This window comes from Micromonospora thermarum (genome assembly GCF_012034245.1).
In the GTDB taxonomy this organism is placed as follows: Bacteria; Actinomycetota; Actinomycetes; order Mycobacteriales; family Micromonosporaceae; genus Micromonospora; species Micromonospora thermarum.
Map to the genome: position 1 here is coordinate 198,220 of NZ_JAATEO010000003.1, position 24,584 is coordinate 222,803.

20 protein-coding genes and 1 pseudogene are annotated in these 24,584 nt (G+C 73.2%); 14 read left to right on the top strand and 7 right to left on the bottom strand.

Translation table 11 applies throughout. The annotated features are described in order from the left end of the window. The first annotated feature begins 167 nt into the window (after positions 1 to 167). The 3 genes and pseudogenes from HCJ94_RS04320 (at position 168) to HCJ94_RS04330 (ending at position 1,905) form a co-directional block, all read left to right on the top strand. Positions 168 to 971, top strand: a complete 804-nt coding sequence (locus HCJ94_RS04320) for an HAD family hydrolase (RefSeq protein WP_167999634.1) — start codon at positions 168 to 170, stop codon at positions 969 to 971. Positions 972 to 1,097: 126 nt separating this feature from the next. Next, a pseudogene (locus tag HCJ94_RS04325) lies at positions 1,098 to 1,381 on the top strand (isoprenylcysteine carboxylmethyltransferase family protein); the annotation flags it as partial. Continuing rightward, the gene (locus HCJ94_RS04330) at positions 1,276 to 1,905 is read left to right on the top strand and encodes a TetR/AcrR family transcriptional regulator (RefSeq protein WP_167999635.1); all 630 of its coding nucleotides are present in this window, start codon (positions 1,276 to 1,278) and stop codon (positions 1,903 to 1,905) included. The pseudogene HCJ94_RS04325 and the gene HCJ94_RS04330, both read left to right, overlap by 106 nt. 122 nt (positions 1,906 to 2,027) lie before the next feature. Here HCJ94_RS04330 and HCJ94_RS04335 read toward each other — a convergent pair whose 3' ends face one another. After that, positions 2,028 to 2,774: a Fic family protein gene (locus HCJ94_RS04335; protein ID WP_167999636.1), complete on the bottom strand. Its 747-nt coding sequence runs from the start codon at positions 2,772 to 2,774 to the stop codon at positions 2,028 to 2,030. Between the two features lie 245 nt (positions 2,775 to 3,019). On the opposite strand from HCJ94_RS04335, the gene acs reads away from it, so the two are divergent. From acs to HCJ94_RS04360, 5 genes are all read left to right on the top strand, one after another. Continuing rightward, positions 3,020 to 5,008 (top strand): acetate--CoA ligase, encoded by a 1,989-nt coding sequence (gene acs, locus HCJ94_RS04340; RefSeq protein WP_167999637.1) that lies wholly within the window; start codon positions 3,020 to 3,022, stop codon positions 5,006 to 5,008. 17 nt (positions 5,009 to 5,025) lie between these two features. Beyond that, positions 5,026 to 6,990, top strand: coding sequence for an immune inhibitor A domain-containing protein (locus HCJ94_RS04345; protein ID WP_309227141.1), 1,965 nt, complete (start codon positions 5,026 to 5,028; stop codon positions 6,988 to 6,990). 251 nt (positions 6,991 to 7,241) lie between these two features. Further along, a complete protein-coding gene (locus HCJ94_RS04350) occupies positions 7,242 to 9,671 on the top strand; it encodes an immune inhibitor A domain-containing protein (RefSeq protein ID WP_167999734.1) in 2,430 nt (809 codons plus the stop codon). A gap of 119 nt (positions 9,672 to 9,790) precedes the next feature. Next, complete coding sequence (locus tag HCJ94_RS04355; RefSeq protein ID WP_167999638.1) at positions 9,791 to 10,291, top strand: hypothetical protein; 501 nt, start codon at positions 9,791 to 9,793, stop codon at positions 10,289 to 10,291. A 101-nt stretch (positions 10,292 to 10,392) separates the two neighbouring features. Continuing rightward, positions 10,393 to 11,325, top strand: coding sequence for an alpha/beta fold hydrolase (locus HCJ94_RS04360; protein ID WP_167999639.1), 933 nt, complete (start codon positions 10,393 to 10,395; stop codon positions 11,323 to 11,325). Positions 11,326 to 11,334: 9 nt separating this feature from the next. Here HCJ94_RS04360 and HCJ94_RS04365 read toward each other — a convergent pair whose 3' ends face one another. Beyond that, complete coding sequence (locus HCJ94_RS04365) at positions 11,335 to 11,700, bottom strand: UCP033725 family protein (protein ID WP_167999640.1); 366 nt, start codon at positions 11,698 to 11,700, stop codon at positions 11,335 to 11,337. Further along, positions 11,697 to 14,537, bottom strand: coding sequence for an SseB family protein (locus HCJ94_RS04370; protein WP_167999641.1), 2,841 nt, complete (start codon positions 14,535 to 14,537; stop codon positions 11,697 to 11,699). The genes HCJ94_RS04365 and HCJ94_RS04370 overlap by 4 nt, the downstream gene beginning before the upstream one ends. Before the next feature lie 152 nt (positions 14,538 to 14,689). Here HCJ94_RS04370 and mycP point away from each other — a divergent pair, with 152 nt between their 5' ends. Next, entirely contained in the window at positions 14,690 to 16,072 is a 1,383-nt protein-coding gene (gene mycP, locus HCJ94_RS04375; RefSeq protein ID WP_240943915.1) for a type VII secretion-associated serine protease mycosin, read from the top strand. 108 nt (positions 16,073 to 16,180) lie between these two features. On the opposite strand, the gene HCJ94_RS04380 is transcribed toward mycP, so the two are convergent. Both HCJ94_RS04380 and HCJ94_RS04385 read right to left on the bottom strand, forming a co-directional pair. Continuing rightward, complete coding sequence (locus HCJ94_RS04380; RefSeq protein ID WP_167999642.1) at positions 16,181 to 16,474, bottom strand: WXG100 family type VII secretion target; 294 nt, start codon at positions 16,472 to 16,474, stop codon at positions 16,181 to 16,183. A gap of 27 nt (positions 16,475 to 16,501) precedes the next feature. Then, positions 16,502 to 16,822: a WXG100 family type VII secretion target gene (locus tag HCJ94_RS04385; protein ID WP_167999736.1), complete on the bottom strand. Its 321-nt coding sequence runs from the start codon at positions 16,820 to 16,822 to the stop codon at positions 16,502 to 16,504. A 257-nt stretch (positions 16,823 to 17,079) separates the two neighbouring features. On the opposite strand from HCJ94_RS04385, the gene eccE reads away from it, so the two are divergent. The 4 genes from eccE (at position 17,080) to rarD (ending at position 20,995) form a co-directional block, all read left to right on the top strand. Continuing rightward, entirely contained in the window at positions 17,080 to 18,972 is a 1,893-nt protein-coding gene (gene eccE, locus HCJ94_RS04390) for a type VII secretion protein EccE (RefSeq protein WP_373684187.1), read from the top strand. A gap of 82 nt (positions 18,973 to 19,054) precedes the next feature. Next, entirely contained in the window at positions 19,055 to 19,441 is a 387-nt protein-coding gene (locus HCJ94_RS04395; protein WP_167999643.1) for a phage holin family protein, read from the top strand. A gap of 73 nt (positions 19,442 to 19,514) precedes the next feature. Next, positions 19,515 to 20,003: a GNAT family N-acetyltransferase gene (locus tag HCJ94_RS04400; protein WP_167999644.1), complete on the top strand. Its 489-nt coding sequence runs from the start codon at positions 19,515 to 19,517 to the stop codon at positions 20,001 to 20,003. Further along, complete coding sequence (rarD, locus tag HCJ94_RS04405; RefSeq protein WP_167999645.1) at positions 20,000 to 20,995, top strand: EamA family transporter RarD; 996 nt, start codon at positions 20,000 to 20,002, stop codon at positions 20,993 to 20,995. The genes HCJ94_RS04400 and rarD overlap by 4 nt, the downstream gene beginning before the upstream one ends. Positions 20,996 to 21,001: 6 nt before the next feature. On the opposite strand, the gene HCJ94_RS04410 is transcribed toward rarD, so the two are convergent. Then, positions 21,002 to 21,685, bottom strand: a complete 684-nt coding sequence (locus tag HCJ94_RS04410; protein ID WP_167999646.1) for an anti-sigma factor family protein — start codon at positions 21,683 to 21,685, stop codon at positions 21,002 to 21,004. Then, positions 21,682 to 22,197, bottom strand: coding sequence for a sigma-70 family RNA polymerase sigma factor (locus HCJ94_RS04415; protein ID WP_167999738.1), 516 nt, complete (start codon positions 22,195 to 22,197; stop codon positions 21,682 to 21,684). The genes HCJ94_RS04410 and HCJ94_RS04415 overlap by 4 nt, the downstream gene beginning before the upstream one ends. Before the next feature lie 228 nt (positions 22,198 to 22,425). On the opposite strand from HCJ94_RS04415, the gene HCJ94_RS04420 reads away from it, so the two are divergent. Beyond that, the gene (locus HCJ94_RS04420; RefSeq protein ID WP_167999647.1) at positions 22,426 to 24,546 is read left to right on the top strand and encodes a PhoX family protein; all 2,121 of its coding nucleotides are present in this window, start codon (positions 22,426 to 22,428) and stop codon (positions 24,544 to 24,546) included. Positions 24,547 to 24,584: the final 38 nt, after the last annotated feature.

Consider the following 24,584-nt stretch of genomic DNA (forward strand, 5'->3'; position numbering starts at 1 on the left):
CCCGGCTACGTCGAGTGGTGTAGCCTCCACTCCCTGCGAATTCATGTTCGCTGAGTGTGACCGCGGTCACGCACAGCCAACGTGATGTCGCCTGGTCCGCAGGTCCGGGGGATCGGCGACCCCCGGGCACCCGCAGACCATAGACCATCGGGCTAGACTTTCGCGCCGTGGGCCGAAGCGCCGCTTTCTTCGATCTGGACAAGACCGTCATCGCCAAGTCGAGTGCCCTGGCGTTCGGTCGGCCGTTCTACCGGGACGGTCTGATCACTCGGCGTGACGTCGTCAAGTCGGCGTACGCGCAGCTGATGTTCCGGCTGGGCGGCACCGACGAGCAGACCATGGCCCGAACGAGGGACTACCTCGCCACTCTCTGCAAGGGCTGGCCGGTGGAACAGGTCCGCCAGATCGTCGCGGAGACGCTCCACGAACTGATCAACCCCTACGTGTACGCGGAAGCCGCCGCCCTGATCGAGGAGCACCAGGCAGCGGGGCGGGACGTCGTCCTGGTCTCCGCCTCGGGTGAGGAGATGGTCCGGCCGATCGGCGCACTGCTCGGCGTCACCGACGTGATCGCCACGCGGATGGGCGTGGTCGACGGTCGCTACAGCGGGGTGGTCGAGTTCTACGCGGCCGGCCCGAGCAAGGTCGACGCCGTCGGGGAGCTGGCACTCAAGCGCGGGTACGACCTCGCCGACTCGTACGCGTACTCGGATTCGTACAGCGACCGCCCCCTGCTGGAGTGCGTGGGGCATCCGACCGCGGTGAATCCGGACCGCCAGCTGCGGAAACTCGCCCTGGAGAACTCCTGGCCGGTGCTGGAGTTCCGGCACCCGGTGCCGCTGGGCCGGCGGCTGCGCGAGCGCCCCGCCGTCCCGGTCGCGGCCGCCGCCCTCGGTGTCGGCGTCGGTGTGGCCATCGGCATCGCCTGGTACGGCCGGCACCGCCGGACCCGCACCGCCCCGGCCGCCTGACCGCATCTCCGCCCCCGCCGAAGTCGCCCCTCACCCCCGCCGGCCAGGCCCTGGCCCCAGCCGGCCCATTCCCCAACCGCCGCCTTGAGCGCTTGCTCAACTCAGCCTACGCTTCTTTTGAGCGGTCGCTCAAGATGCGTGGGCGGCGACGGTCACACGGAACGGGGGTTGGCCGCCGTCGCCCGCGCGCTCGAACAATTGGCCTGGCCGGGCGCGGGCTCCTGCGCCCGCCCGGCGTGACCTGGCCGGCCCAGCTCGTAACCGATGCGATGATCGCACCGCCACACCCGCCGGGAGGGAAGCGATGTCCGACACCAAGCGACGCCTGCTCGACGGCACACTCGCCGCGATCCGGCAGCACGGCATCGCCGGCGTCTCGGCCCGCACCATCGCCGCCGCCGCCGGGGTGAACCAGGCCCTGGTCTTCTACCACTTCGGGACCGTCGACGAGCTGCTGGCGGCGGCGTGCCGTACGGGCACGGCCGAGCGGGTCGCCCACTGGTCGACGCGGCTGCGCAAGGTCGGATCGCTGCGCGAACTCCTCGACGTCGGTCGGGCGCTCCACGAGGAGGAGCGCGTGCTGGGCAACGTGTCGGTCCTGGCGCAGATGCTCGCGGGCGCGCAGACCGACGAACGGCTCGCCGCGCCCACCGCCGAGGCGTTGCAGCTCTGGGTGGACGAGATCGAGTGGGTGCTGCGCCGGCTGCTCGGCGGGTCGCCGTTCGCCGAGGTCGCCGACGTCCCAGGGCTCGCCCGGGCCGTGTCGGCCGCGTTCGTCGGCCTGGAGCTGTACGACGGCGTCGACCGGCCCGCCGCGGACCGCGCGATGGCGGCGCTGGACCAGCTCGCCGTGCTGATCGAGATCGTGGACGACCTCGGCCCGATCGCCCGCCGGGCGCTCCAGAGCAAGATCAGCAAGGCGACCCGGCGCTAGGGTCTGTGTCCCTCATCCGAGATTCGAGCCGAGGCGGAGTCCAGGCGGCGTGGGGGCTGAGCCCGCCACGGGCCGACCAGGCACCGGCCCTGAGGTCGCGCCGGACACAGCCAAAGCCCGCCCTACGCCGCGGCGAGCACCTCGTCGCCGATCTCGGTCAGCTGGTCGGCCCCGACCTCGACGGCGCTCATGTAGTGCCGCAGCCACGACCGCAGCCCGTCCGGCGTCCCGGTGGCGAAGGCACCGGCCGACCCGACGTACTCCGGCTCCCGCTCCCGGTGGCCCACGTCGACGGCGAGCAGGCCACGCGGGTCGAAGCCACTGGACAGCAGCACCAGCCGGGCGGCGCCACGGGCGACCACCCCGGACGGGCCGGCGAACGGCCGCAGGTTCAGCAGTTCGCCGTGGACCACGGCGGCCAGCACCAGCGGCGGCACCTTCGTGCCGCCCGCGACGAGACCGGCCAGCCCGTCCAGACGAGCGGCCACCACCGCGTCGTTCACCGGCCGGCCCAGCTCCGCCTCGGCGACCACGTCGCGCGCGGCGAGGACGTGCAGCTTCGCGAGGGCCTGGCGGGGCGCCTTCGGCCACAGTTCGGTCAGCCCGGGCAGCGCCCCGGCGACGCGCAGCGCGCCCTGGAGCACCGGCTCGGTGACGGTGCCGGCACGGACCTCCTCGCGCTCGTGGGCGTACCCCTCCAGGGCGGCGCCGGCCACTGCGGACCGCAGGCTGACCTCGGCCGCGACCTGGCCGCCGTGCCGGCGCAACGCGCGGTGCCGGAGCGCCTGGTCGAAGCGCTCGCGGGCCCGCTCCACGGCGGGCGCGACGTCGGCGAGCGCGAGCAGCGGGGCGAGTGGGTCGTCGGTCACCCCGTCACGCTATCCACCGACCGGTGCGGCCCGCCGCCGAGCCGCCCGGAAGCGACCACCGCCACTCGGGGCGAGGTGTGGAGACGGGACACCGGAGGGCGTCGGCAGGAAGGCCCACCGTCCGGCGCGCGCCGCGGGCCGCTCGGCGCGGGACGACGCCCTCGGCGGTCGCCTCGGCCCGGCGCGCCGACTAACCTCTGCACCGAGAGAGACGCAGGTCACCCCGAGCGACGAGGGAGTACGGCATGAGCGAGGCATTGGCCAATCTGCTGAACGAGACACGCCAGTTCCCGCCACCGGCCGACCTCGCCGCGAACGCCAACGTCACCGCCGAGGCGTACGGCGAGGCGAACGCCGACCGGCTGGCCTTCTGGGAGACGCAGGCGGACCGGCTGACCTGGGCGAAGCGCTGGGACCAGGTGCTCGACTGGTCGAAGCCGCCGTTCGCGAAGTGGTTCGTCGGCGGGCAGCTCAACGTGGCGTACAACTGCCTCGACCGGCACGTCGAGGCCGGCCGGGGAAACAAGGTCGCCATCCACTGGGAGGGCGAGCCGGGCGACACCCGCACCATCACGTACGCCGAGCTGCACAAGCTGACCTGCCAGGCGGCGAACGCGCTGACCGACCTGGGGGTGACGGCCGGCGACCGGGTGGCGATCTACCTGCCCATGGTCCCGGAGGCCGCGGTGGCGATGCTGGCGTGCGCCCGGATCGGCGCCACCCACAGCGTGGTCTTCGGCGGCTTCTCCGCCGACGCGCTGACCAACCGGATCCAGGACGCCACCGCGAAGGTGGTGATCACCGCCGACGGCGGCTACCGGCGGGGCAAGCCCTCCGCGCTCAAGCCGACCGTCGACGAGGCCGTGGCGAAGTGCCCGTCGGTCGAGCACGTGCTCGTGGTCCGCCGCACCGGCGAGGAGGTCGCCTGGTCGGAGAAGGACCACTGGTGGCACGAGACGGTGGAGACCGCGTCGACCGAGCACGCCCCGCAGGCCTTCGACGCGGAGCACCCGCTGTTCATCCTCTACACCAGCGGCACCACCGCCCGTCCGAAGGGCATCCTGCACACCACCGGCGGATACCTGACCCAGACGTCGTACACGACGCACGCGGTGTTCGACCTGAAGCCGGAGACCGACGTCTACTGGTGCACCGCCGACATCGGCTGGGTCACCGGCCACTCGTACATCGTCTACGGCCCGCTCTCCAACGGCGCGACCCAGGTCATGTACGAGGGCACCCCGGACACCCCGCACAAGGGCCGGTTCTGGGAGATCGTCGACAAGTACCAGGTCACCATCCTGTACACCGCGCCCACGCTGATCCGCACGATGATGAAGTGGGGCGAGGACATCCCCGCCGGCTTCGAGCTCACGTCGCTGCGGCTGCTGGGCAGCGTCGGCGAGCCGATCAACCCCGAGGCGTGGATGTGGTACAGGCAGCACGTCGGCCGAGGCGAGCTGCCCATCGTGGACACCTGGTGGCAGACCGAGACCGGCGCCATCATGATCTCGCCGTTGCCCGGCGTGACGGAGGCCAAGCCGGGTTCGGCGATGACCCCGCTCCCGGGGATCAACGCGGACGTCGTCGACGACCAGGGCCAGTCGGTGCCCAACGGTGGCGGCGGCTACCTGGTGCTCACCGAGCCGTGGCCGTCGATGCTCCGCACGATCTGGGGCGACGACAACCGCTTCCTGGAGACGTACTGGTCGCGCTTCGGCGCCGGCGCCAACTCCGGCGACGACTGGGTCTACTTCGCCGGTGACGGCGCGAAGAAGGACGACGACGGCCACGTCTGGCTGCTCGGCCGGGTCGACGACGTGATGCTGGTGTCGGGGCACAACATCTCCACCACGGAGGTGGAGTCGGCGCTGGTGTCGCACCCCTCGGTGGCCGAGGCGGCGGTCGTCGGCGCGACCGACCCGACGACCGGGCAGGCGATCGTCGCGTTCGCCATCCCGCGCGGCAACGCGGACACCGCCGGTGAGGCGGGCGAGCAGCTCATCGCCGACCTGCGCAACCACGTGGCCCGTACGCTCGGGCCGATCGCGAAGCCGCGGCAGATCATGCTCGTCCCCGAGCTGCCGAAGACCCGCTCCGGCAAGATCATGCGCCGGTTGCTGCGGGACGTGGCGGAGCACCGGTCGCTCGGCGACGTCACCACGCTCCAGGACTCGTCCGTGATGGACCTGATCTCCTCGGGCATGGGCGGCGGCAAGTCCGACGAGGACTGACGAGAGGCGTACCTCGGGTGGGGTGGCGGTCCGCACGGACCGTCACCCCACCGCTGTTTCTGACGCGCCCGGACGGGACGGACCGGCATGAACAGAAATCCGCAACACGGGTCGCGCAGACGCCTACTCGTCGCGCTGCCCGCCATCGCCCTCGCCGCCACGTCACTGACCGTGACGGGATCGACGGCGTCGGCCCAGTCCGGTCCGGCCCGGCCACCATCGGGGCGGACGAGTTCTACATCAACTACGCCGAGCCGGCGGTCCAGCCGGACACCGACGGCCGCGAGGTCAAGGGCAAGGGTGGCATCCACGCCCCCGCCGTCGCCGAGGCCGAGGCGATCAAGACCGGGAAGAGCCCGCGTCAGATCAAGGCGGCCAAGGGTACGCAGACCGCCAAGCTGCTGACCCTGCTGGTGGAGTTCAACGAGAACGCCAACGACGACTTCACCGACGTGATGGTCCCCAAGACGGTCTTCGAGGACCGGAGCTGTGTCCTCGGCACCGTGCAGAACGGACCGCTGCACAACAACATCGCGAACCCGGCGAGCCTGCCGAAGCTGGACAACAACTCGATGTGGGTGCCGGACTTCTCGCCCGCGCACTACAACAAGATGCTCTACACCTCGGAGGGCATCACCGAGCGGGTCCGCACCGACCTGACCGGGCCGGACGGCAAGCCGGGCATCAGCCTGGCCGGCCGGACGATGCGCAACATGTACCTGGAGATGTCCAAGGGCTCCTACACGGTCAACGGGCAGGCCAGCCCGTGGATCAAGGTGCCGCACTCCGAGAGCTGGTACGCGGCCTCCCGCTGCTTCCAGGACGAGAACGGCAACTGGGTCGCCGGGCGGCAGCAGTCGATGAACGGCCACCCGGACAACCCGCAGGGCGCCGGGCGGCTGGCCACGGACGCGATCGACGCGCTCGCGGCGACGGACCCGAACTTCCCGTGGGCCGACTACGACATCGAGGACCAGGGCGACCGCGACGGTGACGGCAACGTCTTCGAGCCGGACGGCGTGATCGACCACCTGGTGCTGGTGCACGCCGGCAAGGGCAAGTCCGCCGGCGGCGGCGCGCAGGGCACCTACGCCGTCTGGGCGCACTCGTCGTCGATCGTCGGCGGCTACACGATCCCCGGCACCCAGCTCAAGGTGTCGAACTACATCGTGCAGCCGGAGGACGCCGGCGTCGGCGTCTTCGCCCACGAGTACGGCCACGACCTCGGTCTGCCGGACCTCTACGACACCTCCGGCAACGCCGACTCGGACGTCGACTTCTGGGACCTGATGGCGTCGGGCTCGCACTCCGGTGAGATCTTCCAGGCCCTGCCGACCCACATGGGCCTCTGGGACAAGTGGATCCTCGGCTGGGCCGACCCGCTGCAGATCAACCCGGGCGCAACCCCCAAGGATGTGCAGCTGGGCCAGACCTCGCGGACGCCGGTGGGCACCAAGGACGACACGTACCCCCGCTTCTACATCGCGGAGAACCGTAGCTACTTCGGGTACGACGACACGCTGCGTACCGGTGGCTACAACTTCGGCTTCAACAACACGCGGCCGAACTTCGTGGAGCGGTTCGCGGTCCAGCCCGGCATGCTGGTCTGGTACGTGAACTACGCGTACGGCGACAACAACACCTCGGAGCACCCCGGCTTCGGCCTGAACCTGCCGGTCGACGTCCGGCCGGGCACGATCCGGGTCAAGGGCCAGGGCTCCATCACCAACCGGCGTAACGGCTACGACTCGACGTTCAGCCTCTACGCCAAGCCGGCGCAGACCTTCCACCTCAACGGGATGGCGATCACCGTGCCGGAGCTGGCGCCGAACCCCGTGTTCGACGACACCCGGGCCAACCGTTACTGGTCGGCCGACAACAGCTGGAACTCGGTGAAGGTGGCCGGCACCGGCACCCGGATCGAGATCCTGAAGCAGGGCACCAACCCGACCGACGACATGGTCGTAAAGGTCACCAACTGACAATTCAGTTACCAGTGGGGCCGGTGGCGGAAACGCCACCGGCCCCACTTCGTTGTTGGGCCGAGAAGTGTGACAGTGAAAAGCATTCCCAACAACTTCTTGCAACAAATCGACACGATCATCTTCCCAGCCGTCACACGAGTGTCTATGTTCACCATTGGTCCCACCCGTGGGATCGATCTTCCACCGGCCCGTACCCCCGTTGGGCCGGTTTCCTTCACACCCGGAGGTACCACGTGCGCAAAGCCGCAGTGGGTCTGCTCGGGCTCTCGTTGACGGCGACAGGGCTGGCGGTCGGACCGTCCGCCATCGCTGCGCCGCAACCGAAGCTGCCGACGTCCGCACCGTCGGTCGCCGAGCCCGCCCACACCGACCACGACCTGCCCAACCCGCTCGAGGAGAAGCGCCGCAGCCTGCGCCAGGAGGGCCTCAGCGAGGTCCTGTCCGGCAAGGCGAAGGCCCAGCGGATCAACGGCAGCACGGTCGTCAAGGTCGGCGAGACCGCGTCCGGCGCCCCTGGCGCGACCGCCACCGCCCGGTCCGCCCGCGGCGCGGCCGGCAAGAAGGACCAGTACGTCGAGCTCTCCCGGGAGCGCACCGACCGGATCTTCGTGATCCTGGCCGAGTTCGGCAACGAGCGTCACCCCGACTACCCGGACAAGGACACCGACCCGGCCTGGCCCGGCCCGGCGCGCTTCGACGGTCCGCGGCACAACGAGATCCCGGCCCCGAACCGGGCGGTGGACAACTCCACCGTCTGGCAGCCGGACTACAGCCCGGAGCACTTCCGCACGCTCTACTTCGGCACGAAGCCGGGCGACGAGTCGCTCAAGCAGTACTACGAGGCCCAGTCCTCGGGCCGCTACAGCGTCGACGGCACCGTCACCGACTGGGTGAAGGTGAAGTTCAACGAGGCCCGCTACGGCCGGTCGAACGACCCGAAGCCGGACGACGACCCGACCGGTGACCCGACGGTCTGCGCGGACAACGTCTGCCCCAACACCTGGGACCTGGTCCGCGACGCCGCCAACCAGTGGGTCGCCGACCAGAAGGCCAAGGGCCGCACCGACGCCCAGATCGCCGCGGACGTCAAGGCGATGGACCAGTGGGACCGGTACGACCACGACGGCGACGGCAACTTCAACGAGTCCGACGGGTACATCGACCACTTCCAGATCGTCCACGCCGGCGGCGACATGGCCGACGGCGACCCGAACCAGGGTGAGGACGCCATCTGGAGCCACCGCTGGTACGCGTACGCCACGGACCAGGGCGTGACCGGCCCGGCCAACTTCCCGGCCGGCGGCACCGAGATCGGCGACACCGGCATCTGGATCGGCGACTACACCATCCAGCCGGAGAACGGTGGCCGCAGCGTCTTCTACCACGAGTACGGCCACGACCTCGGCCTGCCGGACGACTACAACATCCTCAACGGCGGGGACAACAACAACGAGCACTGGACCCTGATGGCCCAGAGCCGCCTCAGCGCCAAGAACGACGGCGGCATCGGCGAGCGGGGCGGCGACCTCGGCGCCTGGAACAAGCTCCAGCTCGGCTGGCTCGACTACGAGGTGGTCGTGGCCGGGCAGAAGCGCACGATGACCCTCGGCCCGCAGGAGTACAACTCGGCGAAGCCGCAGGCCGCCGTGGTCGTGCTGCCCGAGCGGGAGTACACGTTCAGCAACGGCAAGCCGTTCGAGGGCGCCAAGCAGTACTTCTCCGGCAACGACGACGACCTCAACACGACGATGACCCGGACGCTGGACCTCACCGGCAAGTCCTCGGCGTCCGTGTCGCTGAAGGGCCGCTACAGCATCGAGGCGGGGTACGACTACCTGTTCTTCGAGGCGTCGCTGGACGGCGGCAACACCTGGACGGCGCTGCAGGCCACGGTGGACGGGAAGCCGCTCAAAGAGGTCGGCGGCCGTCCGGCGCTCGACGGCAGCAGCGGCGGCAAGTGGGTGGACATCACCGTCCCGATGGACTTCGCCGCCGGCAAGACGGCGCAGTTCCGGTTCCGCTACCAGACCGACGGTGGCGTCGCCGCGGGCGGCTTCTACGGTGACGCGATCACCGCGACCGCCGACGGCCAGACGCTGCTCAGCGACGGGGCGGAGGGCGACGCCACCGGTTGGACCCTGAACGGGTGGAGCGCCGTCGAGGAGACCTACAAGCGGAAGTTCGCGAACTACTACATCGCGGGTCACCGCTCGTACGTCTCGTACGACAAGTACCTGAAGACCGGCCCGTACTTCTTCGGGTACGCCAACACCCGCCCCGACTGGGTCGACCACTACGCGTACCAGGAGGGTCTGCTGATCTCCTACTGGAACCTGCGGTGGAACGACAACGACACCTTCGAGCACCCGGGTGAGGGCCGGAACCTGATTATCGACGCTCACCCGCGGCCGATCTACAACCTGACCGGCCAGCCGTGGCGGGCCCGCGTCCAGGTGTACGACGCGCCGTTCAGCCTCAAGAAGGCCGACTCGTTCACGCTGCACCTGAACAGCCAGCCGCAGTACATCCGGGGCCAGGCCGCGGAGCCGCTGTTCGACGACACCAAGAAGTACTGGTACGAGGAGCTGCCGAACCACGGCGTCAAGCTCCCCGCGACCGGCACGAAGATCAAGGTCCTGGAGCAGGACGGCACCTCCATCAAGGTCCGCTTCTCCTGAGCCACCGATCCGTACCTCGCGATGCCCGGGCAGGTCACCTGCCCGGGCATCGCCCGTTCGGCGGCCGCGCCGGCCCACGGTTCCGGAACCGGAGCGGGAACCCGCGCGTCAGATTCCCCGTGCCCATCCTGCGCGGCGCCGGACTGCCCGCCGCGACCCTGGCCACCGCGCTCGCCATGGCCGTACTGTCGGGCGGCTGCACCGGCCCGGAGAAGGAAGCGCCCATGCCCGCGGAGCACACCCCGTCCTCGGCCCCGGCCGGCGGAAACGACCGCCCGCCGGCGTCCGGCACGGCCGAGTCGCCGACGCCGCCGGCCGGTACCGACCCCGCGCTCTCGCCCACGACGCTGCCGACCATGGGGCCGCCGACCGCGCCCCCGAAACGGCCGACCGACCCGTACCGGGCGAACGTGCTCGCCGGCCGGATCACCCGGGGCGGCGACGGACCCTGTTACGGCCTGACCACCGACGACGGCCGGGAGTACGCCCTGCACGGCGCCGGCATGGGGACCTTCGCCACCGGCACCTGGGTCCGGGTGACCATCGGCCCGCCCGCCCCCGACGTCGACTGCGGGACGGGCATCCCGGCCACCATCGTGAAGATCAGTCCGGTCGGGTGAACGCGGGGGCGAGGATCCCGGACAGCCCCCGCCGGAGCGACGCGGACCACCCGACGGGTCGGCCGGATGGCCGACCGGCACCGGGGTCCTAGGCTGTGCCCATGACCGAGCAGCGTGGCGGGCCCGCCGACGAGTCCTGCGTCCTCACCGAGGGGCCGTGGACGCACCGGTTCGTCGGTGCCAACGGCAGCCGGTTCCACGTCGTGGAGGCCGGCACCGGCCCGATGGTCCTGTTCCTGCACGGCTTCCCCGAGCACTGGTGGGCCTGGCACGAGATGCTGCCGGCGGTCGCCGACGCGGGGTTCCGCGCCGTCGCGGTCGACCTGCGCGGATACGGCGCGAGCGACAAGCCACCCCGGGGGTACGACGGCTACACGCTGGCCGCCGACGTCGCCGGGCTGATCCGGGCGCTGGGCGAGCGGTCGGCGACCGTGGTGGGCAGCGGTGCCGGCGGCCTGATCGCCTGGACGGTGGCGTCGTTCCACCCGTCCCTGGTCCGGCGGCTGGTGGTCCTCGGGGCGCCGCACCCGCTGCGGCTACGGGCGGCCATCTTCGCCGACCCGCGCGGCCAGTTCGCCGCCTCCACGCCGACGTTGAAGTTCCAGCTTCCCCGCTACGAACACGTGCTGACCCGCGACGACGGGGCCGCGGTGGAGGAGGTGCTGCGCCGCTGGGGCGGGCCGCGGTGGGTGAACGGTCCGGACTTCCCCGAGTACGCCGCACGGTGCCGGGAGGCCATGCGCATCCCGCAGGCCGCGTTCTGTGCCCTGGAGGGCTACCGCTGGGCGTTCCGCTCGGTGCTCCGCCTGCACGGGTACCGGTTCGTGCGGCTCATGCAGAAGCCCCTGGTCACCCCGACCCTCCAACTGCACGGCGCCCTCGACCGCGCCGCCCTTCCGCGCACCGCCCAGGGCTCCGGCCGGTACGTCGTGGCCCCGTACGAGTGGCGGCTGCTCGACCACGTCGGGCACTTCCCGCACGTGGAGGCCCGCGACGTGGTGCTCGGCGAGATCCTGCGCTGGACGAAGTCCTAGGCCGGCTGCCTACACCCGCTGCTCGTGCAGGTCGGTGACCTCGGCGGCGGGCGCCCAACCCTGGTACACGCCGAAGTCGAACACCTCGAGGCCCATCGCCTGCGCGACCGGCCACCGCCCGCCCGTGTACTCCACGCGCAGCCAGCCGTCGTGCTCGCCGAGCACGATGAACGGCTGTCCCTGCCACGTGCAGGTCGTGCGGACGTACGCCAGGTCGTCGACCTCGGCCACCGGCACCACCCGTACGTACCGGCCGGGGCGCACCTCGGTGAAGCCCTCCCCCGGGCCGGGCTGGTAGAGCCGGACGTCGTCGCCGTCCGGGCTGGCCTGGTACTCGCGGCCCTGCCAGCGGGCCACGTAGCCGTCGCGGGTCACGCCTCGCCCACCTCCCGCCACAGCAGCGCGTCGGCGTCCAGGGTGGCCACCACCCGCTCGGTGCCGTCCGCGCCGATCCGCCACAGCTGCGCTCCGTGCGGCAACCGGGCGCTGTCGACCTTGAACTCGGCTACCACGTCGCTGCTCTCCCCCGGCGCGAAGCCGTTGCCGCGGAACGGGGGCCGCTCGATCACCCAGCCCTCCATGGCCCGCATGGCGGTCTCGTTCTGGCCGCCGTACGGGATGCGGTAGAGGCTCGGCCGGTACGCGGGCCAGCGCAGCACGTAGATCTCGTCGGCAGCCCGGTCGAACGGCGAGTCGGGGTAGCCGAGGCCGAGTGCGTCGAACAGCTGCGCCGGGGTGGTCAGGTGGGCCAACTCGCCCGCGCGGTGCACGAAGCCGGAGACCCGGTCGTAGCCCCGTTCCAGGTAGTATGCGAGCTGGCTCGGGGCCACGGCCTTCTGCATGACGACCGGCCGGGTCGGGTCCGGTGCGGGCGGCTCGTAGCGCGGCCGGTCGGCGGGGGCCGCGGCGGCCGGCGGTGCCTCCGGCTCGGCGCCGCTGTCGGTGCCGAGGCCCACCTCCGCCGCCCAGTTGGCGAGCCCGATGATCTGCTCACCGGGCAACTTCGCGCCGATCGGGCTGCCCGGGTTGACGGCGAAGGACCACGACTCGTCCGGCCACCGGTGGATGAGCTGCACGAACCGCACCCGGACCGTCTCGACGGTGGCGTCGGTGTGGTCGGCGAGCCGCTCCGGGGACGTGTACACGACGACGAACGTCTCGCCGTCCAACTCCTCGGTACGCCAGACGAAGCCGGGCTCGCCGGGCCGGCTGCCGGGGGCCGAGTCGGGCGCCACCGGCAGCAGCACGCGGGCGAGCAGGAGCGTCGACAGGAAGGTGTCGGTGCTCCCGGCGCCGGTCGCGTCGAGAAGGTCCTCCTCGACCTCGTTCGCCGGCTCGAAGTCCGCCGGGACGGGGACCGCCGGCGCGCCCGGCCGGGTGGCGGCGTCCACGGAACCGCCGACGGCCGGCGCGGAGGCGGCGTCCGCCGGCCCGGCGGCCGGTGTGTGGGGAATGTCCGGGCCGGCAGCCGGTGCGGCGACGGGATCCGGGACGGGTGTGCCCACCGCGGCGGTGGGATCCACGGCGATCGTGCTCGCGGTGGGAGCCGGGTCGTCCACCGCCCGGGCGGTCGCCGACGGGCCCGGCGTCGCAGCCTGCTCGGTCACCTGGAACGGCGGGACCGGGATCGGAGCCGTGACCTCCTCCTGGTGGTCTACCGGACGGTGGGCCGGCCCGGACTGCGGGTGGTCGATGTCCGGCCCGGCGGGCTTCCACCCGCCCGCCGTGCGGGTGGTCTCCGCAACGGCGGGACGCTGCGGGGACGGCTCGGCGACCGGCGCCGGCTCCACGCCACGGCCCCGCGCGTCGGCCAGCCCGGTGGCGCCGGCTCCGGCACCCCCGCCCCGGTCGTCGAACAGCCCGGTGGCGCCGGTTCCGGTGCCCGGGGCCGGGTCGTCGCGCGGTCCGGTGGCGGCGACCGGGTCGGCCGGCGGGACGGTGAGGTCCCGCGACTCGATGATCGTGCCCTCGATGACGATCGGCGTGAAGCCCCGGCGGGGTGCCGGCGGACCGGAGACCGGTTCCGCGATCGACGCCGGCTCCGGATCCGGGGGTGGCGGTTTGGGCCGCCGCCGCGGCAGCGACTGCGTGGCCTCCTCGTCCGGCGTGCGGCGCGCGTACGCCTGGAGGGTCGCCGGATCGGGCACCGGGAAGCGGACGGTCCGGCTCTCCGCTCCGGCGGCCCGTGGCTGCGGCGTCCGGGACGTCTCCCCGGCCGGGGGCGCGGAGGACAGTGGCGGGGCGTCCCGGTCGGCACGGGTCGCGTCCCCACCGCCGCCGAACGCCTGGGCGGGGCTCTCCGACGTCGGGTCGGTGGGCGGCCGGCGGCGCGGGAAGGGCTGGGAGCCGCGGGCGAAGCGGGGCGGTGGGACGGCCCGCTCGTCCCGGCTGGCGCGGCCGGACGCGGGTTCGAAGAACGATCGACGGTTCGGCCGCTCCGGCTCGCCCCCCGGACGGCCGTTCGTGGGAGCGTCGGCGGGGCGCGGGCCCGGGCGATCGCCCCCGGGGTGCGGCGGCGCAGGCCACCGGGCTTCCGTCTCCCCGCCCGGCGAGGGCACCCGGCCGGCGTCCGCCAACGGTCGTCGCAGGGCGGCGGCACGCAGCTCGGCCGGGCTCCGCAACGGTGTGCCGGGAGGTGGAACGGGCGCGGGAGCCGGTCGCAGGGGGGCCGTGCCCTCGGGTGCCTGACCGGCGCTGGGCTCGCGGCCCTGCGGCCCCGTGGTCGGCTGGCCCTCCCCGCCGCCCGGAACGCTCTCCGCCGCCCGGACACGGGCGAGCGTCTCAGCCCGCTCCAGGCGCGCCCGCGCCCCGATCGTGCGGCCGGGCAGCCGGACGTCACCGCGGGAGAGCTGGGCGACGTACCAGGCGGGCAGATAACCCTCGATGGGCAGGCCCGGGTTGACCGCGAGCCACCACTCCTGATTCGGCCACTGGCTCGCCAGTTCGTCGTACGCGCTGCGCCGGCTGGCGCCGGCGTGCTCGCCGAGGCAGGCCCGCATCGCGGCGGCGGAGGTGAAGGCCAGCACGTGGGTGCGACCGCCGGTGGTCCACGTGCCCCAGTTCATCGGCGCCTGGCCGGCGAGCGCCTGCGCGGAGACCGGGAGGAACAGGTCCGTCCGCGACAGGATGCGGAAGTAGAGCTGCTGGTCGTTGGCGCGCAGCGCGTCGCGCAGGGCCGCTTCCGCCTCGGTGGCCGGCTCCCATTCGGTCACGGCCACCCCTCCTCCCGGCAACAGGTCACAGGTATCGCGTACAACCTACAAGGTAGTAGCAAGATCACAACGGCTGGCCGCGCCGGGGCGACCGGTGACGGCGCCCGGCGATAACATCGCGTTCCGGAGTCGACACGATACGGAGGCGGTCGATGTCCCGGATTTCCGCGCGGCCGCTGCTCGCCGCTCTCGCGACGGTCGTGGCGATGCTGGTCGCCGCCGCGCCGCCGGCCGACCCGCCGCACCGGGCGCCGGCGCCGGACCGCACCACCCTCGGCAACGACCGGACGCCGTCCGCGCCCCGCGCGCCCGGCCCGACGGCATCCGCCCTCGCCGTCGCGGCCACCGGTCCGGAGGGTCCCCGCCGCACGATCCCGGCCGGTCCCCGCCGCACGATCCCGGCCGGTCCCCGCCTCGCCGGTCGGGCCGCTCCAGCGTGCGCCGCGCCGCTCGCGCCCGCGCGCCCGATCACCACGGCACCGTGGCCGCAGCAGCGGTACGCCCCGGAGCGGCTGACTCCGCTCGCCACCGGGGCCGGCGTGACCGTGGGGGTGGTCGACTCCGGCGTGGACCGCCGGCACCCGCAACTCGCCGGGCGGGTCCGCGCCGGCACCGACCTGCTCGACCCCGGCGGCGACGGCACCCGGGACTGCGCCGGCCACGGCACCGGAGTCGCGAGCGTCATCGTCGCCGCACGCCAGGACGGCGTGGCCTTCCACGGCCTCGCCCCGCAGGCGCGGATCCTGCCCGTCCGGGTCAGCGAGCAGCAGGTGGTCGACGGCCGGGAATCGGGGCGTACGGTCAGCGCCCGCGACTTCGCCCGGGCGATCCGCTGGGCGGTCGACAACGGCGCCGACGTGCTCAACCTCTCCGTGGTGCTGTACGCGGACGACCCTGCCGTGCGGGACGCCGTCGCCCACGCGCTCGCCCGCGACGTCGTCGTCGTGGCCGCTGCCGGCAACCTGCACGAGAGCGGCGATCCCCGGCCGTACCCGGCCGCCTACGAGGGTGTGCTCGGGGTGGGCGCGATCGGCGCGGACGGGCTGCGCTCCTCCTTCTCCCAGGTCGGCCCGTACGTCGACCTCGTCGCGCCGGGGAGCGACGTGGTGACCGCCGCACCCGGGCAGGGACACCACCGGGCCGAGGGCACCAGCTACGCCGTGCCGTTCGTGGCCGCCACCGCCGCCCTGCTCCGGCAGTACCGGCCGGACCTCGACGCGACCGAGGTGGCGGAGCGGATCCTGGCCACCGCCGATCCCGCTCCCGGTGCGGGGTACGGCGCGGGCGTGCTGAACCCGTACCGGGCGCTCACCGAGAGCGGCGGCGGAGCAGCCCGCACCCGGCCGGCCGCCGCCCTGCTCGACGAGCGGGCCGACCCGGCACTGCTGGCCCAGCAGGCGCGGCGGGCGGCGTCCCGGGATCGGGCGCTGCTGGTGGCCGCCATCGGCGGCGGGATGGTCACCGCGGCGGTGCTGCTGGCCCTCGTGCTGCCCCGGGGCGCCCGCCGCCGATGGCGTCCGCCCGACCCGGCCTGACAGGGGAAGGCCGGGTCCGGCGGTGACCGCCCGGGAGCGGCGACCGGTCGGGGCGGACGTGCGGGTCGTGGCACCCACCCCGTCGGGCCGGCGCACGCCCCGCGGGTCTCACTGGAACAGGTTGGCGTTCCGCTTCTCGGTGTCGAGGTAGTCGGTCGCGGAGTCGTCCACCGCGAGCTTGATGTCACGCAGCATCGCCTGGAGGTCCTGCGAGGCAGACCGCCAGCGGGCCTGCCGCTGCTCGTACGCCGCGCGGGCCTCGCCCGACCAGCTCGCGACCAGCGGGGCGGCGTCCCGCTCGAGTTGCCCGAGCTGCGCGTCGAGCGTGCTCAGCGCCTTCTGGATGTCCGCGCCGGCCTGTTGCAGCGCCGCGAAGTTGACGACCAGCACTCCGTGCTCCATCGCTTGTCTCCTCCCCCGGTTCCGGGTCTACAGCGGCAGCTGGATGCCGCCGCGGTTGGTCGTGGACACCCGGCTGGCGGCGTCGGCGTCCGACACGTCGTACTGCTGGCCGGCGGTGCGGATGGCCGTGGCGGTCTCCCGCAGGGCTCGCTGCAACGCCGCCTGGTCCTGCGCCCACTGCTGCTTGACCTGCTCGAACGAACGCCCACCGGCGCCGCGCCAGGCCTGCTGCAACACCTCCAGCTCGGCCATCAGGCTGCTCAGCATGGACTGCAACGACTGGTCGACCTGCTCGAACTTCGCGGCGGTCTGCTGCATCACCGCGGCTTCCGCCTGGGTCTCGGACACTCCGGACGTCACCTCGTCTCCTGCGTCGTGGCTGGCCGTCGACACGCCCGCTCGGGGAGCGCACCGCTCGCGCCGCCCGGGACGTCGAGCACGGCGGGCGCGGGTCAGCGATAACTCGTCGCTGACGGTAGCCGTACGATCGCGGTTCTGCTACCCCGCCGGCGTCCCCTGTGGACAAGCATGGTTCCCCGGTGACGCCGGGACCCTTACGATGGGCGGCAGCCGCGTCGCAGCGCGTGATCGGTGGAGGAGGTGCGGTGCCGGCGACCACCACGGCGAGCCCGCCCTCATCCCCTCCCGGTCGCACGCCCCCCGCCCGGCCTGCCCTGGGCGATCGGAGCCCCACCGACCGACCCGACCCCGCCCCGGCCGCCGGCGGCCCCGCCGTCCTACCCCCACAGTGGAGCCTCAGCCGGCGGCGGTCGGCCCGGCACGTCCGGGCCGGCCAGGTGGTCACCGGTCAGGTCGCGCTGGCGGTCGTGGTCGCGGCGCTGGGGCAAGGAGCAGCGGCGACACTGGCGGGCGTGGCGGTCGCCGCGCTGCTGCTCGCGCTGGCCGGGGCGCGCCTGCGCGGGCGCTGGCTCTTCGAATGGCTGGGGACGGCCCTGGCGTACGCCTTCCGGCCGCGTGCCCTGCCGGCGGAGGCGGAGCCGGCCGCCCTCCTTGAGCTGCTCGACCCGGGCGCCGTGGTGGGGCCGGCCGAGCTGGCCGGCGCGCCGGCCGCCGTGCTGGACGACGCCACCGGCATGGTCGCCCTGCTGGAGATCGTGGACCCGGCGGAGCTGATCGGCGACGGGTCACGCGCACTGCCGTCCCCGGCCGCCCTGCTCACCGCCGCCCCGCCGGGCGGCCCGCCGGTGCGGGTCCAGCTCCTGCTGGCCGGGGTTCCGGCACCCGCCGTCGCGCTCGGCGGCGGCACTGTCGCCACCTCGTACCGGCAGCTCACCGACGGGCGGCTGCCCGGCCGCGAGCGGGCGGTGCTCGCCGTCCGGGTGCTCCGCGTCGACGGCGCGACCCCGGAGGAGCTGCGCCGGGCGCTGCACGGCACACTGCGCCGGATCCTCCGCCGGCTCGCACCGGTGACCGCCCGGCCGCTGGGGGAGCACGCGGCGCTGCGGGTCCTTGCCGAGCTGGCCCACCACGACGCGGGGCCGGTGCGGGAGACCTGGCCGGCGCTCCGGTCCGGCGCGCTGTGGCAGGCGACCTTCGAGCTCGACCGTTGGCCGGACCCGCGCACCGAGGGCGCCCGGGGCCTGGTGTCCCGACTGCTCGCCCTGCCGGCCACGGCGATCACGGTCTCCCTCAGCGCCGGGCCGTGGGCCGGCACCGCGGAGGACGCCCCGTCCGAGCTCGCCGTACGCCTCGCCGCCGGGACGCCGGCCGAGCTGGCGGCCGCGGAGCAGGCACTGCACCGCGCGGTGACCGGCCCGGGTGGTGCGGTGCGGCGGCTCGACGGGGAGCAGCTCGCCGGGTTGGCCACGACCGTGCCACTGGCCCTGCCCGGTAACGGCCCGCCCGGGCCGGCCGCCGCGGAGCTGACCGTCGGCGACGCCGGCCTGATGGTCGGCGCCAACCGGCACGGGGCTGCCCTGACCGTCCGGCTGTTCCGTCCGGAGAGCACCCGGGTCGTGCTCGTCGGTGGGCTCCGCGCCGGCCAGTTGGTCGCCCTGCGGGCGATGGCGCTCGGCGCCCGGGTCGTCGTGCAGACCGCCCGCCCCCGGGCGTGGGAGCCGTTCGTCCGCGGCGTCGGCGCGCCGGGCGGCACGATCCCGCTGCTGCCGCCGGGCCGTCCGCCCGGCGGGGAGCCGGGGTCGCCCCTGCGTCCGCTGCTGCTGGTGGTCGACGCGGGCCCGGTCCCGCCCGATCCGGAGCCCGGGCCTCCCTGGCAGGCCACGCTGCTCGTCCGGGACGAGCTGACCGCGGCCGACGTCGCGACGCTGGGGCGCGCCGACCTCGCGCTCCTCCAGCCGCTCGACCCGGCCGAGGCGGCGCTCGCCGGGGGCGCGCTGGGGCTCGGCGCCTCCGCCGCATGGCTCACCCGGATCCGGGAGGACATGGTGGCGGTGGTCAACCGACGGGCCCTGCGGTGGGCCCGGCTCACCCCGTCCCCGATCGAGGCGCAACTGGTGGGCCGCCCGGCCCGCCGGTGAGGACGTCGGACCGGCAGCAGCGGGTGAATCCCTGCGCCGGGAGGGTTCCGCCGATGATCGGTCCGTGGCAGCATCTTCCGCCATGGGTTTCCTGAAAGGGCTCCTGATCCGGCTGGCCACCACGGCACTGGCCTTCTGGCTGGCCACGCTGCTGATCCCCGGGATCACGCTGGACTCCGACTCGGCCACCGAGACGGTCACGACGCTGGTTCTCGTGGCGGTGATCTTCGGTGTCGTCAACGCGGTGCTCCAGCCGGTCATCAAGACCGTGGGCTGCGGCTTCTACCTACTGACCCTCGGGCTGATCGCGCTGGTCGTCAACGGGCTGCTGTTCCTGCTGACCAGCTGGATCGCCGGCGAGGCCGGGCTGCCGTTCCACGTGAACGGGTTCTGGCCGGCCGCAGTGCTCGGTGCGCTCTTCGTCAGCGTCGTCACCTGGATCCTCGGCGCCATCCTCGACCGGGACTGACGGCGGCGGCGCGGGTCCAGATCGCGGGAATTGGCTGCTGAGGCACCCGTGGCCGGCGACTAGCGTCGGAGCGGTGTTCATCCTGACCCGTGACGACGGCTACCTGATCAGCACCGATCCCGAGCGCCTCGACCTCGACCGGGTGCACCACTGGCTCAGCACCGACGCGTACTGGGCCGTCGGGCGGGACCGGGCGACGGTGGCGCGTGCCTTCGCCGGCTCGATCGGCTTCGGCGTCTACCGGCCCGGCGACGGGCGCCAGGTGGCGGTGGCCCGGGTCGTGACCGACCGGGCCACCTTCGCCTGGCTCTGCGACGTGTACGTCGACCGCTCGGAGCGCGGGCGCGGGCTGGGCACCTGGCTCGCCGGCGCGGTCCGCGACCACCTCGCCGAGATCGGCGTACGCCGGATCCTGCTGGCCACCAACGACGCGCACGGCGTGTACGCCAAGGTCGGCTTCGCCCCGCTGGAGCCGGACCGGTGGATGCAGCTGGACCAGCGGGTGAACCCGGTCACCGGCAAGGAGCAACAGCCCGATACGCCCCTTACGGTGGAGGCGTGACGCCTCGTCAGCTCGGCTACCTGTACGGCATCGGCGCGTACCTGCTCTGGGGTTTCTTCCCGCTCTACCTGAAGCTGCTCCAGCCCGCCGGCCCGCTGGAGATCCTGGCCCACCGGATCGTCTGGTCGGTGGTCTTCGTCGCGCTGGTGCTGGCCGCGCTGCGCAACGTCGGCTTCCTGCGGGCGCTGCTCCGCCGGCCCCGCGCCCTCGCCGGGATCGGTGCGGCCGCCGCGCTGATCGCCCTCAACTGGGGCACCTACATCTACGGTGTGAACTCCGACCGGGTGGTGGAGACCGCCCTCGGCTACTTCATCAACCCGCTCGTGGTCGTGCTGCTCGGCGTGTTCGTGCTGCGCGAGCGGCTGCGCCCCGCGCAGTGGGTGGCGCTCGGCGTGGGCGCCGCGGCGGTGGCGGTGCTGACCGTCGACTACGGCCGGCTGCCGTACCTCGCCCTGGTCCTGGCGTTCAGCTTCGCCGGGTACGGACTGGTCAAGAAGCGGCTCGGCCTGCCCGCCGCCGAGGGGCTCTTCGTCGAGTCGGCGGTGCTGGCCCTGCCCGCGCTGGCGTACCTGCTGTGGCTGGGCGGCACCGGCGGGGCCGCCTTCGGCGCGGTGTCGGCCGGGCACACCGCGCTGCTCGTCGCGGCCGGCGCGGCCACCGCGATCCCCCTGCTGATGTTCGCCGGCGCGGCCAACCGGCTGCCGCTCACCAGCCTGGGGATGATCCAGTACCTCGCCCCGATCCTCCAGCTCGCCTGCGGCGTCCTCGTCTTCCACGAGCCGATGCCGCCGGCCCGGCTGGCGGGCTTCACTCTGGTCTGGCTGGCCCTGGCCATCTTCACAACGGACGCCCTCCGCTCGGCCCACCGCCAGCGCCGCGGCCGCCGCCCCGCACCGACGGCCGCACACCGCGATCTTGCAGTTTCGGCCGCCGCTTCGCCCGGTTCACGACCTTCGTCGGGGCAGGAAGTGCAAGATCGCGGGGGGCGGTGACGGCCGTCAGCGGACGTCGTACGCCAGGACCGGGGTGCCGTCGGCGCGGACCAGTTCCAGGCGGACCAGTTCCGCGTCCGTGAAGCGGGTGGCACCGCTGATCCGCAGGTCGTCGCCCGGGCCGGCGAGCCACGAGCCGATCTGCTCACTGGTGCCGTCGGCGCTGCGCGCCACCAGCCGGAAGGCGGACGCCTTGCGGTAGCCGACCGAGGAGTCGTACCCGCACCGCATCGTCACCTCGGTGCCCCACTCGGTGCCGGTCAGCCCGATCTCGGCGTGCACCGGCACCGTGCCGGCGACCGGCTGCATGGCGACCATGTCCGCTCCCCCGCGCGGATCCGTACCGGGCAGCACGGCGGCCGTGCCGAGGCCGACGACCAGCGCCAGCGCCGCGGCGGCGAGCGTGGTGAGGGCGTACCGGCGGCGGGTGGCCAGCCGTTCGCGGCGCCGGCGCTCCCGCGCAGCGGAGAGCAGGTCGGGCAGCCGGGAATCCTCCGGCGGCGGCAGGAACTGCTCCAGGCCGGCGGGGTCGAGCCGCCCGAGCAGGCCGGGGAGCACGGCGATCTCCGCGACCGCCTGCCGGCACTCGGCGCAGCCGGCGAGGTGCCGCTCGTACGCCGTCCGTTCGGCCGGCGCCAGCGCACCCAGCACGTACGCGCCGTCGTCGTGCGCGAACTCGCACCGGGTCATCCGGTCACCCCCATCTCGGCCAGGACCAACCGTAGTGAGCGCAGGGCGTAGTGCGTCCGGGACTTGACGGTGCCCGGCGGCACCCCGAGCCGCGCGGCGGCCTCGGCCACCGACCGACCCTGGTAGAAGCACTCCACCAGGACTTCACGATGGCTGGGGCTGAGTCGGTTCAGCGCCTCGGCGACGGTCCACGCCTCCACCGCGCGCTCCGCCTCGTCGACCGTCTCCGGCGGCTCGGGCAGCTCGTCGGTGTAGACCTCACCCACCCTCGTGGACCGGCGGCGCCAGGCGTCGATCGCCAGGTTGCGGGCGGTGGTGAAGAGCCAGCCACGGACCGAGCCGCGGCGCGGGTCGAGCGACTCCGGGTGCCGCCAGGCGCGCAGCAGCGTCTCCTGCACCAGGTCCTCGGCCCGCTGCCGGTCCCCGTTGACCAGGCGCAGGGCGTGCGCGTACAGCGCCTCCGCGTGCTCGTCGTGCAGGGCGCGGAGCAGGTGGGCGTCGTGGTCGCTGATGGCGGTCTCCTCGCTCTCGGCGCGAGTCCGGCGGGCCTTCGCACGGACATACGTGCGGCCGTCCCGATCGGTTCAGCCGCAGGTCACCACCGTTGCCCCGGGCGAGTTGTTCACACCTGGTTCACATCGACGCCGACGAGCGGCCACCGGCCCCTCCTAGCGTCCGGCGGGTACGCACGTCTTCGACCGACTCCGTCGTGCGCCATCCCATTCAGGAGGCTCCTCCACATGAGCGACCGTCCTCGGCTGCTCCCGCTGCTGGGCACCACCCGCCACGGCAGCCGTGACGCCATGACCTGTCTCTACCGGTGCGGCAACGCCTGCGACCACCCGGTGCCGAACACCTCCGACAACGCGTACTTCGGTGACCTGGTGGACGCCGAGGTCTCCCGCCGTGGCGTGGTCCGTGCCGGCGCGGTCGGCGCGCTGGTCCTCGGCTTCGGCGGCGCGGCCGCCGGTGCGCTGGCCGGCGCCGGCGCCGCCTCGGCCGCCCCCGCCGCCCCGGCGGTGCCGGACGCCGCCGGCTTCGGCCGCCCCGGCGGCGGTATCGGCAGCGGCGCCCTGACCTTCAAGCCGGTCCCGCCGAACAAGCTCGACAGCTTCATCGTCCCCAACGGCTACGACCACACCGTCGTCATCCGCTGGGGTGACGAGGTGATCCCGGGGGCACCCGAGTTCGACCTGCACCACCAGACGGCCGCCGCGCAGGCGAAGCAGTTCGGCTACAACAACGACTTCGTCGGCGTGCTGCCGCTGAGCCGGAACCGGGCCCTGCTCGTGGTGAACCACGAGTACACCAACGAGGACCTGATGTTCCCCGGCTTCACCAGCCTGGACGCGCTGTCCGTGGAGCAGCTGAAGGTCGCCATGGCCGCGCACGGCATGTCCGTCGTGGAGCTGGAGCGGGTCGGCGGCAGCGGCGAGTGGCGCCCGGTGAAGTCCGGCCGGCGGCAGTACAACCGGCGGGTCACCGCCAACACCACCAAGTTCGAGCTGACCGGCCCGGCCGCCGGCTCGGCCTGGCTGAAGACCGCCGCCGACCCCAAGGGTCGCACGGTCATCGGCACGCTGAACAACTGCGCCGGCGGCGTGACCCCGTGGGGCACGGTCCTCTCCGGCGAGGAGAACTTCAACCAGTACTTCGTCGGCGGCGACGGTGCCCCGGAGCAGCTGAAGCCGCAGCTCGCGCGCTACGGCATCAGCACCACCAGCCGTTACCCGAGCGGCAACCGCAAGTGGGAGCGCGCGGACGAGCGCTTCGACCTGGCCAAGCACCCGAACGAGGCGCACCGGTTCGGCTGGATCGTGGAGATCGACCCGTACGACCCGGAGAGCCGGCCGCGCAAGCACACCGCGCTCGGCCGATTCAAGCACGAGGGTGCGAACGTCATCGTCGCCAACAGCGGCCACGTCGTGGCGTACATGGGTGACGACGAGCGGTTCGACTACCTCTACAAGTTCGTGTCGGACAAGAAGTTCATGCCGGGCAACTCCTGGGTCGCCCGGAACCACAACCTGACCCTGCTGGAGTCCGGCACCCTCTACGTCGCCAAGCTGGACTACACCAGCGCGGCCGAGATCGACGGCTCGGGCAAGCTCCCCGCCGACGGCGCGTTCAACGGCCGCGGTCAGTGGATCAAGCTGGTCAGCGGCAACCGCTCGTACGTCGAGGGCATGACCGCCGCGGACGTGCTCACCTTCACCCGGCTCGCCGGTGACAAGGTCGGCGCGACCAAGATGGACCGGCCGGAGGACGTCGAGCCGAGCCTGCTCACCGGCAAGGTGTACGTGGCGCTGACCAACAACACCAACCGCGGTGTCGGCAGCAACCCGAAGGCGGACGAGGCGAACCCGCGTACCGCCAACAAGCACGGTCACGTGCTGGAGCTGGTCGAGGACCGCAACGACAACACGTCCGAGACCTTCGTCTGGTCCGTCCCGATCGTGGCGGGCGACCCGACCGACCCGTCGACCTACTTCGCCGGGTACGACAAGACGAAGGTGTCGCCGATCTCCTGCCCGGACAACGTCGCCTTCGACGCCACCGGCAACCTCTGGATCTCCACCGACGGCAACGCGCTGGGCAGCAACGACGGCCTCTTCGCGACCGCCGTCGAAGGCCCCGAGCGCGGTCACCTCAAGCAGTTCCTCACCGTGCCGATCGGCGCCGAGGCCTGCGGCCCGTTCATCACCGGCGACAACCGTTCGGCCTTCGTGGCCGTGCAGCACCCCGGTGAGATCACCGGCGCCTCCGTCGAGAAGCCCGCCTCCAACTGGCCGGACGGCGACTACGCCAAGCCGGGCGTCGTCGTCACGTGGCGCGTGGACGGCGGCCCGATCGGCAGCTGACAGCTCCCCTCAAGGCGGTTCACCGCCGGGACGGGCCC

Coding starts and splice junctions, on each gene's coding strand:
- HCJ94_RS04360 (WP_167999639.1), top strand. CDS start 10,393: ATGACCGAGCAGCGTGGCGGGCCCGCCGACGAGTCCTGCGTCCTCACC.
- HCJ94_RS04330 (WP_167999635.1), top strand. CDS start 1,276: ATGTCCGACACCAAGCGACGCCTGCTCGACGGCACACTCGCCGCGATC.
- acs (WP_167999637.1), top strand. CDS start 3,020: ATGAGCGAGGCATTGGCCAATCTGCTGAACGAGACACGCCAGTTCCCG.
- HCJ94_RS04410 (WP_167999646.1), bottom strand. CDS start 21,685: ATGACCCGGTGCGAGTTCGCGCACGACGACGGCGCGTACGTGCTGGGT.
- HCJ94_RS04420 (WP_167999647.1), top strand. CDS start 22,426: ATGAGCGACCGTCCTCGGCTGCTCCCGCTGCTGGGCACCACCCGCCAC.
- HCJ94_RS04395 (WP_167999643.1), top strand. CDS start 19,055: ATGGGTTTCCTGAAAGGGCTCCTGATCCGGCTGGCCACCACGGCACTG.
- HCJ94_RS04380 (WP_167999642.1), bottom strand. CDS start 16,474: ATGGAGCACGGAGTGCTGGTCGTCAACTTCGCGGCGCTGCAACAGGCC.
- mycP (WP_240943915.1), top strand. CDS start 14,690: ATGTCCCGGATTTCCGCGCGGCCGCTGCTCGCCGCTCTCGCGACGGTC.